A 12,871-nucleotide genomic window follows, 5' to 3' on the forward strand; every position below is an offset into this window, starting at 1 on the left:
AAGCAGATTACCCTACCTTAACCGCTTTACCCTTCAATAACTTCCGTACCCATAACCGATTTGGATTTAATGCCGCCAGCGTACTGGCATCCATCGGAACAGGTTCTTCACTCATCTGTGCCGCCAGAATCTCGGCGCACAGCGGGGCAGAGCACAAACCGCGCGAACCCAAAGCAGCAAGCATAAAGAGATCGTCATAGACTGGTGCGCTTACCGCTTCATCTTTCTGTTCCGCCAGCGAGGTATATTCCGCGAGCGTGGCGTCATAATCGGGGACATTTCCCACCATGGGCAGATGATCGCGCGTGGCACAACGTACACCACAACGAGCCTCTTTATCACTGACATCAACTTCTTTCGTCCACTGCGCCTGCGGGAAGCAATCAATCAACCGTTGGCGATTCTGCTGCTGATCGTCCTCACTGTAGGTCGTATCTTCACTACCGCGGTGATAACTGGCACCAATACAATGGTGCTGATTCGCCGGATTTTGTGGTGTGAGATAACCGTCATAGCACAGCACCTGCTTCAGTTTCGCCAGTTCCGGCGTTGTCGGAATATGACTGACCTGTCCGGCAACCGAATACACCGGTAGAGGTGACGTCTGGCTGAATCGGCTGATTTGATGCCCGTTCGCCAGTACCACCACGCTATGCATCACCTGCTGATGATCTGCAAATGTCAGTTGCCACCCGTCATCCTTACGCAATAAATCCTGCAACTGATGTTGATAACGAATCTGCAAACCTTGCTGTTCCGCCTGTTCCAGTACATTACGGGTAAGTTCTGCCGGACATAGCCAGCCGCCTTGCGGATAAGTAATACCGCCACAATTTGTCGCAACACCTGTAATGTTTTCAACCTCATTTGCGTTGACCGCCATCGCCAGATCTGCGGGTAAATCCATCGATAACATCTGCGCGATTTTGTGCTGGCTTTTCTCATCCCAGGCTAGCTGCGTTACGCCGCACCAGTCATGATTAAATTTAACGGGTAATTGACCGTAAAGCCGACGGGCAAAAGTAAATGCATTAGAGAAAAAGCGGTTCAGCGCCTCATCGTGTTTGCTTAATAACGGATACAGCGCTCCCTGACGATTACCAGAAGCACCAAGCGCGGGAGCGTTATCCGCGCAGTAAAGCGTTACCTGCCAGCCGCGCCGCAACAGCGCCAGTGACAACAACGCGCTGGCGATACCGCCGCCAATAATCGCCACTTCCCGTTTGTTGCTACCTGTGCGATTAAACCACGGTGCGGAAGAGGGCAGTGATAATGTCTGTTCCATCACGCCGCAAAGCATCTCCCGTTTCCGCCCAAAACCCTTACGCTTTTGCATCGTGAATCCAGCTTCCTGCAAGCCCCGGCGGACAAAACCGGCAGACGTGAAGGTTGCCAGCGTGCAGCCAGGACGTGCCAGACGCGCCATGGCGTTAAACAAATTTTGCGTCCACATATCCGGGTTTTTCGCTGGCGCAAAGCCGTCCAGAAACCAGGCATCCACTTTTTGATTTAGTGAATTGTCCAGTTGGCTGGTGAGTTCGTTAATATCGCCAAACCATAAATCCAGCGTTACGCGGCCTTCATCGAGCAATAAACGATGACAACCGGGCAAGGGTAAAGGCCACTGCGCCTGAAGCTGTTTCGCCCACGGTGCCAGTTCTGGCCAGTGTTGATGTGCTAACGATAAATCAGCCTGGGTGAGGGGAAATTTCTCAAAACTAATGAAGTGCAATCGCTGCAATTGTGCCTGTGGATGCGCTTCGCGAAACTGATCAAATGCCTGCCATAGCGTCAGGAAGTTTAATCCGGTGCCGAAGCCGCTCTCTGCTACCACAAACAGAGGATGTGGATGTGTGGGAAAACGTGCCTCTAATTGGTTACCCCCCAGAAAAACATAACGCGTCTCTTCCAGTCCGTTATCGTTGGAAAAATAGACATCGTCAAAATCTCGGGAAACAGGTGTACCCTCAGCATTAAATTCGAGGTTGGCAGGTTGTATAGCGTAGTGTTTCACGTAAGTTACTCGTCTTACAGGCGGTGGCTCGATCTTAGCGATGTGTGTCAGGCTGCGCAAATTTCTCTATAAATTGTCTGATCGGACTTGTTCGGCGTACAAGTGTACGCTATTGTGCATTCGAAACTTACTCTATGTGCGACTTACAGAGGTATTGAATGAAACGTGCAGTGATTACTGGCCTGGGCATTGTTTCCAGCATCGGTAATAACCAGCAGGAAGTCCTGGCATCTCTGCGTGAAGGACGTTCAGGGATCACTTTCTCTCAGGAGCTGAAGGATTCCGGCATGCGTAGCCACGTCTGGGGCAACGTAAAACTGGATACCACTGGCCTCATTGACCGCAAAGTTGTGCGCTTTATGAGCGACGCATCCATCTATGCATTCCTTTCTATGGAGCAGGCAATCGCAGATGCTGGCCTCTCCCCGGAAGCTTACCAGAATAACCCGCGCGTTGGCCTGATTGCAGGTTCTGGCGGCGGTTCCCCGCGTTTCCAGGTGTTCGGTGCTGACGCAATGCGCGGCCCGCGTGGCCTGAAAGCGGTTGGCCCGTATGTGGTCACCAAAGCGATGGCATCTGGCGTTTCTGCCTGCCTCGCCACACCGTTTAAAATCCACGGTGTTAACTACTCCATCAGCTCCGCTTGTGCGACTTCCGCACACTGTATCGGTAACGCAGTCGAGCAGATCCAACTGGGCAAACAAGACATCGTGTTTGCTGGTGGTGGCGAAGAGTTGTGCTGGGAAATGGCGTGCGAATTTGACGCGATGGGCGCGCTGTCTACCAAATACAATGACACCCCGGAAAAAGCCTCCCGTACTTATGACGCTCACCGCGATGGTTTTGTTATCGCTGGCGGCGGCGGTATGGTGGTGGTTGAAGAGCTGGAACACGCGCTGGCTCGTGGTGCTCACATCTACGCTGAAATCGTTGGCTACGGCGCAACGTCTGATGGCGCAGACATGGTTGCTCCGTCTGGCGAGGGCGCGGTTCGCTGCATGAAGATGGCGATGCACGGCGTTGATACCCCAATCGACTACCTGAACTCTCACGGTACTTCGACTCCGGTTGGCGATGTGAAAGAGTTGGCAGCTATCCGGGAAGTGTTCGGTGATAATAGCCCGGCGATTTCTGCAACTAAAGCGATGACCGGTCACTCACTGGGCGCTGCGGGTGTGCAGGAAGCAATCTACTCTCTGCTGATGCTGGAACACGGCTTTATCGCCCCAAGCATTAACATTGAAGAGCTGGACGAGCAGGCTGCGGGACTGAACATCGTAACCGAAACGACCGATCGCGAGCTGACCACCGTTATGTCTAACAGCTTCGGCTTCGGCGGCACCAACGCCACGCTGGTAATGCGTAAGCTGAAAGATTAATTCTGCGACATGTCGGAGTCGGTTGGAGCAGGTCGGATAAGACGCGTAAGCGTCGCATCCGACATTACGCGCCAGCTCCGCATTCGGCAGTAACGCAAAAGGGAGCCTGATGGTTCCCTTTTTCACATCATTGACAATCGCTGTTTGTTCCAGGCAAACTTCTTGCTTTGTCGATATCCTGCTGAAAATACGTACGCGTTAAACCCTTCCAACGCACTGTAACCCTGAAAACCAGAGAGATAAGACGGGGAAATTCTTCGCCTTGCGCTGCATTCTGGAGTAATGCATGACTGCTGTAAGCCAAACAGAAACACGATCTTCTGCCAATTTTTCGCTTTTTCGCATCGCTTTTGCGGTTTTTTTGACCTACATGACCGTAGGGTTACCTTTGCCGGTGATCCCACTTTTTGTCCATCATGAGCTAGGCTATGGCAACACCATGGTCGGAATTGCCGTTGGCATTCAGTTTCTGGCTACGGTATTAACACGAGGTTATGCCGGACGGCTGGCCGATCAATATGGGGCAAAACGTTCAGCACTTCAGGGCATGTTATCCTGTGGCCTGGCCGGTGGTGCTTTATTGCTGGCTGCGCTTTTACCTGTTTCTGCGCCGATTAAATTTGCCCTGCTGGTCGTCGGGCGTTTGATCCTTGGCTTTGGTGAAAGTCAGTTGCTGACTGGTGCTCTGACCTGGGGATTAGGCATCGTCGGGCCAAAACACTCCGGAAAAGTGATGTCGTGGAATGGGATGGCGATTTACGGCGCACTGGCTGTCGGCGCACCGCTTGGCTTACTGATCCATAGTCATTACGGTTTTGCCGTCCTGGCACTTACGACAATGATACTGCCGTTGCTGGCGTGGGCCTGCAATGGCACGGTGCGCAAAGTACCAGCTCTGGCGGGAGAACGCCCCTCGCTGTGGAGTGTCGTCGGTCTTATCTGGAAGCCTGGGCTGGGCCTGGCGCTTCAGGGCGTGGGCTTTGCGGTTATCGGGACCTTCGTTTCGCTTTACTTTGCCAGCAAAGGATGGGCGATGGCGGGCTTTACGCTCACCGCCTTTGGCGGCGCATTTGTCGTAATGCGCGTAATGTTTGGCTGGATGCCAGACCGTTTTGGTGGCGTAAAAGTGGCGATAGTCTCTCTGTTGGTAGAAACGGCCGGCTTGTTGATGCTCTGGCAGGCACCGGGAGCGTGGGTCGCATTAGCGGGCGCGGCGTTAACTGGGGCTGGGTGTTCGCTTATATTCCCGGCCCTGGGTGTGGAAGTGGTTAAACGCGTTCCTTCCCAGGTGCGCGGCACAGCGCTCGGTGGCTATGCCGCGTTTCAGGATATCGCCCTCGGTGTTTCCGGGCCGCTGGCGGGTGTTCTGGCGACCTCGTTTGGCTACTCTTCGGTATTTCTTGCCGGGGCGATATCGGCGGTGCTGGGGATTATTGTGACGATACTGTCGTTTCGCCGGGGTTAACCCACTAGCCAGATCAACATCACAATGATGACGACGAATAATATCCACAGGCTGGGGCGCATTGACATTTCTTTCATCGTGTCAATTAATGGGGTAAAGGGATTGAGCAGCGGTTGAATATCACGCGGTTCAATGCCTTTCACCCGCCGCTGATAGAGCTGGTTAAGGATATCTTCGGCCTGTGCAGACGTCAGGGCTGATTGTGTTGAAAGCCCATACTTTTGCTCAACATACGTCGATAATACCGTCAACTCGCTTGCATCCAGTGGCTGCTTTAGCGCCATCTGGAGTGACTCCAGCGTCGGAGTGTGTTGCTGACTTAACGCCTGACGAGCCTGTAACCAGGTGACCAGATGGTTAAACAGTTTCGCCGGAATCAACTCGCCATCTTTCACCCCTGAAAGTTCCAGCATCGATTGCCAAATCTGTTTGCTGGGTTCCCCTGTTGCCGCCGCGAGTTTGGTGACCAGTTGCTTGAGCGTATTGTGTTCCGCTGGTAATAAAGGTCGGTCGGTCGCCTGGCGCTGTTGCGGCTGCGGGATAACCATCTTCCCTTCCTGTAGTAGCGTCAGGACGGTTTTTAATTGCTCTGGTGAGAGTTGATTTAGCGGCGTCTGACCAAAGTTATGCCGGATATAATCCGTGACGGCCTGACGATTATTTCCCAGACGTAAATACTCCCCCAATTGGGCCAAAAGTTGGCGGACAGAATAACTTTTTTGCGCAGACAGCAAACGTTGCGCAAGGTTTTGTTCTGCTGCCGGGAAATGGCGTGAAAGCAAAGGTGAATCACCCGGCAGACCGATGTCGTGCTTTATATTGGCCCACAACTCTGCGCTCTGCTGTTGCGTCAGCGAAGTCACTTTGATCATCAAACTTTCCAACGCGGTACGTTGCAAGCTGGATAAAGGCTGATTGCCTGCGCCAGACGACAGGTTATCCCCCTGACCTGGTGGTTGCGCAGGAGGAGGGCCTGAAAGAGGTTGTATCATTACGTATCCTTATACCTGAAATCATCGCAAGTATGCCTGGCCGCGAGATTATGGCACACTTGTCCGGTTAACTCTCGTTCTCATACAGGTAGCACAAACGTGAAAATCCTTGTTGATGAAAATATGCCTTATGCCCGCGAATTATTTAGCCGTTTGGGTGAGGTGAAAGCGGTTCCGGGGCGTCCAATTCCAGTCGCAGAACTGGATGGCGCGGATGCGTTGATGGTGCGTTCGGTCACGAAAGTGAACGCGTCGCTGCTGACGGGGAAATCAGTAAAATTTGTTGGCACCGCCACTGCGGGGACCGACCATGTTGATGAGGCATGGTTGCAGCAGGCAGGGATCGGTTTTTCTGCCGCACCTGGCTGCAATGCGATTGCGGTAGTGGAATATGTTTTCTCGTCGTTGCTAATGCTTGCCGAACGCGATGGATTTTCACTGCATGACCGTACCGTGGGGATCGTGGGAGTTGGTAACGTTGGTCGTCGATTACAGGCGCGGCTGGAGGCGTTGGGAATTAAAACCTTGCTTTGCGATCCGCCACGCGCCGATCGTGGGGATGAGGGAGATTTCCGTTCTCTTGATGAGCTGGTTCAGCACGCGGATATTCTGACGTTCCATACACCACTCTTTAAAGATGGTCCGTACAAAACGCGGCATCTGGCGGATGAAAAACTGATCCGCAGCCTGAAGCCGGGGACGATTCTGATTAACGCTTGCCGTGGCGCAGTCGTCGATAATACCGCACTGCTGACCTGTCTGAATGAAGGCCAGAAGTTAAGCGTGGTGCTGGACGTCTGGGAGGGCGAGCCAGAACTCAACGTCGAGCTGCTGCAAAAAGTGGATATCGGCACGCCGCATATCGCGGGCTATACCCTCGAAGGTAAAGCGCGTGGCACCACGCAAGTGTTTGAGGCTTATAGCAAGTTTATTGGTCATGAACAGCACATCGCGCTGGATACCTTATTGCCAACACCAGAATTTGGCCGTATTACGCTGCATGGCTCGCTCGATCAGCCAACGCTAAAAAGGCTGGTGCATTTGGTGTATGATGTGCGCCGCGATGACGCACCGCTGCGTAAAGTCGCCGGGATACCGGGTGAGTTCGATAAACTGCGCAAAAATTACCTTGAACGCCGTGAATGGTCGTCTCTGTATGTGATTTGCGATGACGCCAACGCGGCGGCATTACTGTGTAAATTGGGTTTTAACGCCGTTCATCATCCGGCACGTTAATCTCTTCTTCATGCTCTCTGCTGTAATATCGGCAGGGAGTTTTGCTATTTCTGGAGTAAACCACCATGTCTGAAGGCTGGAACATTGCTGTCCTGGGCGCAACTGGCGCTGTGGGCGAAGCCCTGATTGAAACGCTGGCTGAACGTCAGTTCCCGGTTGGGGAAATTTATGCACTGGCACGTAACGAAAGCGCAGGTGAACATCTGCGTTTTGGTGGTAAGACAATCACCGTGCAGGATGCTGCCGATTTTGACTGGACGCAGGCGCAACTGGCGTTTTTTGTTGCAGGTAAAGAAGCTACCGCCGCCTGGGTTGAAGAAGCCACTAACGCGGGATGTCTGGTCATTGATAGCAGCGGCCTGTTTGCTCTCGAACCTGATGTTCCGCTGGTGGTGCCGGACGTGAATCCGTTTGTACTGGCGGACTACCGTAACCGTAACGTTATTGCTGTTCCTGATAGCCTGACCAGCCAGTTACTGGCTGCACTGAAACCGTTAATCGATCAGGGCGGTTTGTCGCGCATCAGCGTTACCAGCCTGATTTCTGCCTCCGCTCAGGGCAAAAAAGCGGTGGATGCATTAGCCGGGCAGAGCGCGAAATTGCTCAACGGTATTCCGATTGATGAAGATGATTTCTTTGGTCGTCAGTTGGCGTTTAATATGCTGCCCTTGCTACCGGATCGCGAAGGTAACGTACGCGAAGAGCGCCGTATTGTCGATGAAGTGCGCAAAATTATGCAGGACGAAGGGCTGATGATTTCGGCTAGTGTCGTTCAGGCACCGGTATTTTACGGTCATGCTCAGATGGTCAACTTCGAAGCATTACGTCCGCTGGCGGCAGAAGAAGCGCGTGATGCGTTTTCCCAAAGCGAAGATATTGTGCTTTCTGAAGAGAATGAATTCCCAACGCAGGTGGGCGATGCGTCTGGTTCTCCGCATCTTTCTGTCGGCTGTGTTCGTAATGACTATGGTATGCCAGAGCAAATCCAGTTCTGGTCGGTGGCCGACAACGTCCGTTTTGGGGGGGCACTGATGGCGGTGAAGATCGCTGAAAAACTGGTGCAGGAGTACCTGTACTAATGTCCGACCAGCAACAACCGCCAGTTTATAAAATTGCGCTGGGTATTGAGTACGACGGCAGCAGATATTACGGCTGGCAACGGCAGAATGAAGTCCGCAGTGTGCAGGAAAAGCTGGAAAAGGCGCTCTCGCAGGTAGCGAACGAACCCATCACCGTGTTCTGTGCCGGGCGAACCGACGCAGGGGTACACGGCACCGGGCAGGTAGTGCATTTTGAAACCACCGCGTTACGCAAAGACGCTGCGTGGACGTTAGGCGTAAATGCGAATTTACCTGGTGACATCGCCGTGCGTTGGGTTAAAGCTGTACCCGATGATTTTCACGCCCGATTTAGCGCTACGGCTCGCCGTTATCGCTACATCATCTACAATCATCGACTGCGTCCGGCGGTACTGAGTAAAGGTGTTACCCACTTTTACGAACCGCTGGATGCCGAACGGATGCATCGGGCGGCACAATGCCTGTTGGGCGAGAATGATTTCACCTCGTTCCGCGCGGTGCAGTGTCAGTCCCGAACGCCGTGGCGTAACGTTATGCATATCAACGTCACGCGTCACGGTCCCTATGTGGTGGTAGATATCAAAGCGAATGCCTTTGTACATCATATGGTGAGGAATATTGTCGGCAGCCTGATGGAAGTGGGTGCCCACAACCAGCCGGAGAGCTGGATAGCAGAGCTGTTGGCGGCTAAGGACAGGACGCTGGCGGCAGCAACGGCGAAAGCGGAAGGGTTGTATCTGGTCGCGGTGGATTACCCGGACAGATTCGATCTTCCAAAGCCGCCAATGGGCCCGCTCTTTCTGGCGGACTAATTTTAGTCGTACAAGGCATAGGCAAATATGGACCTGATTTATTTCCTCATCGATTTTATCCTGCACATTGACGTGCATTTGGCGGAACTGGTCGCGCAGTATGGCGTCTGGGTTTATGCCATTTTGTTTGTGATTTTGTTCTGTGAAACTGGTTTGGTAGTGACACCGTTTCTGCCGGGAGATTCGCTGCTGTTTGTTGCCGGGGCGCTGGCCTCGCTGGGAACTAACGATCTCAATGTCCATATGATGGTAGTACTGATGCTGGTTGCCGCGATTGTTGGCGATGCCGTTAACTACACTATTGGGCGGTTGTTCGGTGAGAAATTATTCAGCAATCCGAACTCGAAAATTTTCCGTCGCAGTTATCTCGACAAAACCCATCAGTTTTATGAGAAACATGGCGGCAAAACCATTATTCTCGCCCGTTTTGTGCCAATTGTCAGAACGTTCGCCCCGTTCGTTGCGGGGATGGGCCACATGTCATACCGTCATTTCGCCGCTTATAACGTGATCGGCGCGCTGTTGTGGGTTCTACTTTTTACCTACGCAGGCTATTTCTTCGGTACAATCCCAATGGTTCAGGATAACCTTAAGCTGCTGATCGTCGGGATTATTGTGGTTTCCATTCTGCCGGGCGTCATCGAAATTATCCGTCACAAACGCGCTGCGGCACGCGCCGCAAAATAAAAAGTAACTCCGCGGTTCGACCACTTTTTTATCCAAAGTTTCGGGCTGTTATGTTTTAATGTGCAACATTCATGGTCTGTTGGGGGCAAAAATGGCATTATGCGTCCCCAAAGATAAAGCTGGCATCGAACCAGGTTCAGACAGAAAGGTCCCTAATGAGCTGGATTGAACGAATTAAAAGCAACATTACTCCCACCCGCAAGGCGAGCATTCCTGAAGGCGTGTGGACTAAGTGTGATAGCTGCGGTCAGGTTTTATACCGTGCTGAGCTGGAACGTAATCTTGAGGTCTGTCCGAAGTGTGACCATCACATGCGTATGACGGCGCGTAATCGCCTGCATAGCCTGTTGGATGAAGGAAGCCTTGTGGAGCTGGGTAGCGAGCTTGAGCCGAAAGATGTGCTGAAGTTCCGTGACTCCAAAAAGTATAAAGACCGTCTGGCATCTGCACAGAAAGAAACCGGCGAAAAAGACGCGCTGGTAGTAATGAAAGGCACCTTGTATGGAATGCCGGTCGTTGCTGCGGCATTCGAATTTGCCTTTATGGGCGGTTCAATGGGATCTGTGGTGGGTGCGCGTTTCGTGCGTGCCGTTGAGCAGGCGCTGGAAGACAACTGCCCGCTGATCTGCTTCTCCGCTTCCGGTGGCGCACGTATGCAGGAAGCGCTAATGTCGCTGATGCAGATGGCGAAAACCTCTGCTGCGCTGGCGAAAATGCAGGAGCGCGGTCTGCCGTACATCTCCGTGCTGACTGACCCAACCATGGGCGGTGTTTCTGCGAGTTTCGCGATGCTGGGCGATCTCAACATTGCTGAACCGAAAGCGTTAATCGGTTTTGCCGGTCCGCGTGTTATTGAACAGACCGTTCGCGAAAAACTGCCGCCGGGATTCCAGCGCAGTGAGTTCCTGATCGAGAAAGGCGCGATCGACATGATTGTCCGCCGCCCGGAAATGCGCCTGAAACTGGCGAGCATCCTGGCGAAGCTGATGAATCTGCCAGCGCCGAATCCTGAAGCGCCACGCGAAGGCGAAGTGGTGCCACCAGCACCGGATCAGGAACCAGAGGCCTGATAACTGATAAGGGCAGGGCCGCTGGCTCTGCCCTTTTGCTATTATCCCCGTAATGAATCAGCGGATACCATGATTATCAAACGCACACCTCAAGCCGCGTCGCCTTTGGCTTCGTGGCTTTCTTATCTGGAAAACCTGCACAGTAAGACTATCGATCTCGGCCTTGAGCGCGTAAGCCAGGTGGCAGCGCGTCTCGGCGTTCTGAAACCAGCACCGTTTGTGTTTACTGTCGCGGGTACTAATGGCAAAGGCACAACCTGTCGCACGCTGGAGTCGATTCTGATGGCGGCAGGGTACAAAGTGGGGGTCTACAGTTCGCCGCATCTGGTGCGTTATACCGAGCGCGTTCGTGTGCAGGGTCAGGAATTACCGGAATCGGCTCATACAGCCTCTTTTGCTGAGATTGAATCGGTACGCGGTGATATTTCTCTGACCTATTTCGAATACGGTACGCTGTCGGCGTTGTGGCTGTTCAAACAGGCACAACTTGACGTGGTGATTCTGGAAGTCGGGCTGGGCGGTCGTCTGGATGCCACCAATATTGTTGATGCTGATGTCGCGGTAGTGACCAGCATTGCGCTTGATCATACCGACTGGCTGGGGCCAGATCGCGAAAGCATTGGTCGCGAGAAAGCGGGGATCTTCCGCAGTGAAAAACCGGCGATTGTCGGTGAACCGGAAATGCCGTACACCATTGCCGATGTGGCGCAGGAAAAAGGTGCATTGCTGCAACGTCGCGGTGTTGAGTGGAATTATTCTGTCACAGACCATGACTGGTCGTTTACCGATGCTCACGGTACGCTAGAAAACCTGCCGTTGCCGCTTGTCCCACAACCAAATGCCGCAACGGCGCTGGCAGCACTTCGCGCCAGCGGCCTGGAGGTCAGTGAACAGGCAATTCGCGAGGGCATTGCCAGTGCAATTTTACCGGGACGTTTCCAGATTGTGAGTGAGTTGCCACGCGTCATTTTTGATGTCGCCCATAATCCACATGCGGCAGAATATCTCACCGGACGTATGCAAGCGTTACCGAAAAGCGGGCGCGTGCTGGCGGTTATCGGTATGCTACATGATAAAGATATTGCCGGAACTCTGGCCTGGTTGAAAAGCGTAGTTGATGACTGGTATTGTGCGCCACTGGAAGGGCCACGCGGTGCTACAGCAGAGCAACTGCTGGAACATCTGGGTAATGGCAAACCATTTGACAGCGTTGCGCAGGCATGGGATGCCGCGATGGCGGACGCTAAACCGGAAGATACCGTGCTGGTGTGTGGTTCATTCCATACGGTCGCACATGTCATGGAAGTGATTGACGCGAGGAGAAGCGGTGGCGAGTAAGTTTCAGAATCGGTTAGTTGGCACAATAGTGCTGGTGGCGCTGGGGGTGATTGTGCTTCCAGGGCTGCTCGATGGGCAGAAAAAACATTATCAGGATGAGTTCGCAGCGATCCCGCTGGTGCCGAAAGCTGGCGATCGTGACGAGCCTGATATGATGCCAGCCGCCACTCAGGCGTTGCCGACACAGCCGCCAGAAGGCGCGGCAGAAGAGGTGCGGGCAGGCGATGCCGCAGCGCCTTCGCTCGATCCGACAACCATTGCGGCCAACAATACCGTGTTTGAACCGGAGCCTGCACCGGTCGCTCCACCGAAACCGAAACCGGTGGATCCGCCTAAGCCGAAGGTTGAAGTGCCGCCCCCGCCGAAGCCAGAACCGAAGCCGGTTGTTGAAGAAAAAGCGGCACCGACGGGTAAAGCGTATGTAGTGCAACTGGGCGCGCTGAAAAATGCCGATAAAGTGAATGAGATTGTTGCTAAGCTGCGTGGCGCGGGATATCGCGTTTATACGTCGCCGTCGACGCCAGTGCAGGGTAAAATCACCCGCATTCTGGTTGGGCCGGATGCTTCTAAAGAGAAGCTGAAAGGTTCGCTGGGTGAGTTGAGGCAGCTTTCTGGCTTGAGCGGCGTGGTGATGGGCTATACGCCGAATTAATACGGTTTGCCTGATGCGACGCTAACGCGTCTTATCAGGTCTACGCGGGAGCATAACCCCAGGTCGGATAAGGCGTTCACGCCGCATCCGACACGTATAGCCGGTGCCGCAAAGGCACAAAAAGTCGATGGCGTTGAATATTTTTTC

The 12,871-nt window shown here is 53.4% G+C and carries 11 protein-coding genes; 9 read left to right on the forward strand and 2 right to left on the reverse strand.

The features are described from left to right. Window positions 1-7 precede the first annotated feature (7 nt). Window positions 8-2,014, reverse strand: a complete 2,007-nt coding sequence (gene mnmC / locus ESM_RS0106090; protein WP_000683549.1) for a bifunctional tRNA (5-methylaminomethyl-2-thiouridine)(34)-methyltransferase MnmD/FAD-dependent 5-carboxymethylaminomethyl-2-thiouridine(34) oxidoreductase MnmC — start codon at window positions 2,012-2,014, stop codon at window positions 8-10. Window positions 2,015-2,172: 158 nt separating this feature from the next. Here mnmC and fabB point away from each other — a divergent pair, with 158 nt between their 5' ends. Both fabB and ESM_RS0106100 read left to right on the forward strand, forming a co-directional pair. Then, window positions 2,173-3,393 carry a beta-ketoacyl-ACP synthase I gene (fabB, locus tag ESM_RS0106095; protein WP_000817180.1) on the forward strand — a complete coding sequence of 407 codons (1,221 nt, stop codon included), beginning with the start codon at window positions 2,173-2,175 and terminating at the stop codon, window positions 3,391-3,393. Between the two features lie 286 nt (window positions 3,394-3,679). Beyond that, window positions 3,680-4,858 (forward strand): MFS transporter, encoded by a 1,179-nt coding sequence (locus ESM_RS0106100; RefSeq protein WP_000127795.1) that lies wholly within the window; start codon window positions 3,680-3,682, stop codon window positions 4,856-4,858. Here the strand turns inward: ESM_RS0106100 and flk are convergent. Then, a complete protein-coding gene (gene flk, locus ESM_RS0106105) occupies window positions 4,855-5,850 on the reverse strand; it encodes a flagella biosynthesis regulator Flk (protein WP_000615850.1) in 996 nt (331 codons plus the stop codon). The genes ESM_RS0106100 and flk overlap by 4 nt on opposite strands. Before the next feature lie 99 nt (window positions 5,851-5,949). On the opposite strand from flk, the gene pdxB reads away from it, so the two are divergent. The 7 genes from pdxB to dedD all read left to right on the forward strand — a co-directional run bounded on the left by pdxB (window position 5,950) and on the right by dedD (window position 12,724). Then, complete coding sequence (gene pdxB / locus ESM_RS0106110; protein WP_000699165.1) at window positions 5,950-7,086, forward strand: 4-phosphoerythronate dehydrogenase PdxB; 1,137 nt, start codon at window positions 5,950-5,952, stop codon at window positions 7,084-7,086. A gap of 65 nt (window positions 7,087-7,151) precedes the next feature. After that, window positions 7,152-8,165, forward strand: a complete 1,014-nt coding sequence (locus ESM_RS0106115; protein WP_001289148.1) for an aspartate-semialdehyde dehydrogenase — start codon at window positions 7,152-7,154, stop codon at window positions 8,163-8,165. Then, on the forward strand, window positions 8,165-8,977 hold the full coding sequence (truA, locus tag ESM_RS0106120) for a tRNA pseudouridine(38-40) synthase TruA (protein ID WP_001283594.1): 813 nt from the start codon (window positions 8,165-8,167) through the stop codon (window positions 8,975-8,977). The genes ESM_RS0106115 and truA overlap by 1 nt, the downstream gene beginning before the upstream one ends. A 27-nt stretch (window positions 8,978-9,004) precedes the next feature. Next, window positions 9,005-9,664 (forward strand): DedA family protein, encoded by a 660-nt coding sequence (locus ESM_RS0106125; protein WP_000364342.1) that lies wholly within the window; start codon window positions 9,005-9,007, stop codon window positions 9,662-9,664. A gap of 155 nt (window positions 9,665-9,819) precedes the next feature. Then, the gene (gene accD, locus ESM_RS0106130) at window positions 9,820-10,734 is read left to right on the forward strand and encodes an acetyl-CoA carboxylase, carboxyltransferase subunit beta (RefSeq protein ID WP_000118402.1); all 915 of its coding nucleotides are present in this window, start codon (window positions 9,820-9,822) and stop codon (window positions 10,732-10,734) included. A 69-nt stretch (window positions 10,735-10,803) separates the two neighbouring features. Beyond that, window positions 10,804-12,072 carry a bifunctional tetrahydrofolate synthase/dihydrofolate synthase gene (gene folC, locus ESM_RS0106135; protein ID WP_000584593.1) on the forward strand — a complete coding sequence of 423 codons (1,269 nt, stop codon included), beginning with the start codon at window positions 10,804-10,806 and terminating at the stop codon, window positions 12,070-12,072. Next, window positions 12,062-12,724, forward strand: a complete 663-nt coding sequence (gene dedD, locus ESM_RS0106140) for a cell division protein DedD (RefSeq protein ID WP_000157018.1) — start codon at window positions 12,062-12,064, stop codon at window positions 12,722-12,724. The genes folC and dedD overlap by 11 nt, the downstream gene beginning before the upstream one ends. Window positions 12,725-12,871 lie beyond the last annotated feature (147 nt).

It is taken from the genome of Escherichia sp. TW09308, from assembly GCF_000208565.1.
GTDB classification, from domain to species: domain Bacteria; phylum Pseudomonadota; class Gammaproteobacteria; order Enterobacterales; family Enterobacteriaceae; genus Escherichia; species Escherichia marmotae.

What these genes read in the sequence shown, in the direction of transcription:
- fabB (WP_000817180.1), top strand. Translation starts at nt 2,173, where the DNA reads ATGAAACGTGCAGTGATTACTGGCCTGGGCATTGTTTCCAGCATCGGT.
- ESM_RS0106100 (WP_000127795.1), top strand. Translation starts at nt 3,680, where the DNA reads ATGACTGCTGTAAGCCAAACAGAAACACGATCTTCTGCCAATTTTTCG.
- flk (WP_000615850.1), bottom strand. Translation starts at nt 5,850, where the DNA reads ATGATACAACCTCTTTCAGGCCCTCCTCCTGCGCAACCACCAGGTCAG.
- ESM_RS0106115 (WP_001289148.1), top strand. Translation starts at nt 7,152, where the DNA reads ATGTCTGAAGGCTGGAACATTGCTGTCCTGGGCGCAACTGGCGCTGTG.
- truA (WP_001283594.1), top strand. Translation starts at nt 8,165, where the DNA reads ATGTCCGACCAGCAACAACCGCCAGTTTATAAAATTGCGCTGGGTATT.
- ESM_RS0106125 (WP_000364342.1), top strand. Translation starts at nt 9,005, where the DNA reads ATGGACCTGATTTATTTCCTCATCGATTTTATCCTGCACATTGACGTG.
- accD (WP_000118402.1), top strand. Translation starts at nt 9,820, where the DNA reads ATGAGCTGGATTGAACGAATTAAAAGCAACATTACTCCCACCCGCAAG.
- folC (WP_000584593.1), top strand. Translation starts at nt 10,804, where the DNA reads ATGATTATCAAACGCACACCTCAAGCCGCGTCGCCTTTGGCTTCGTGG.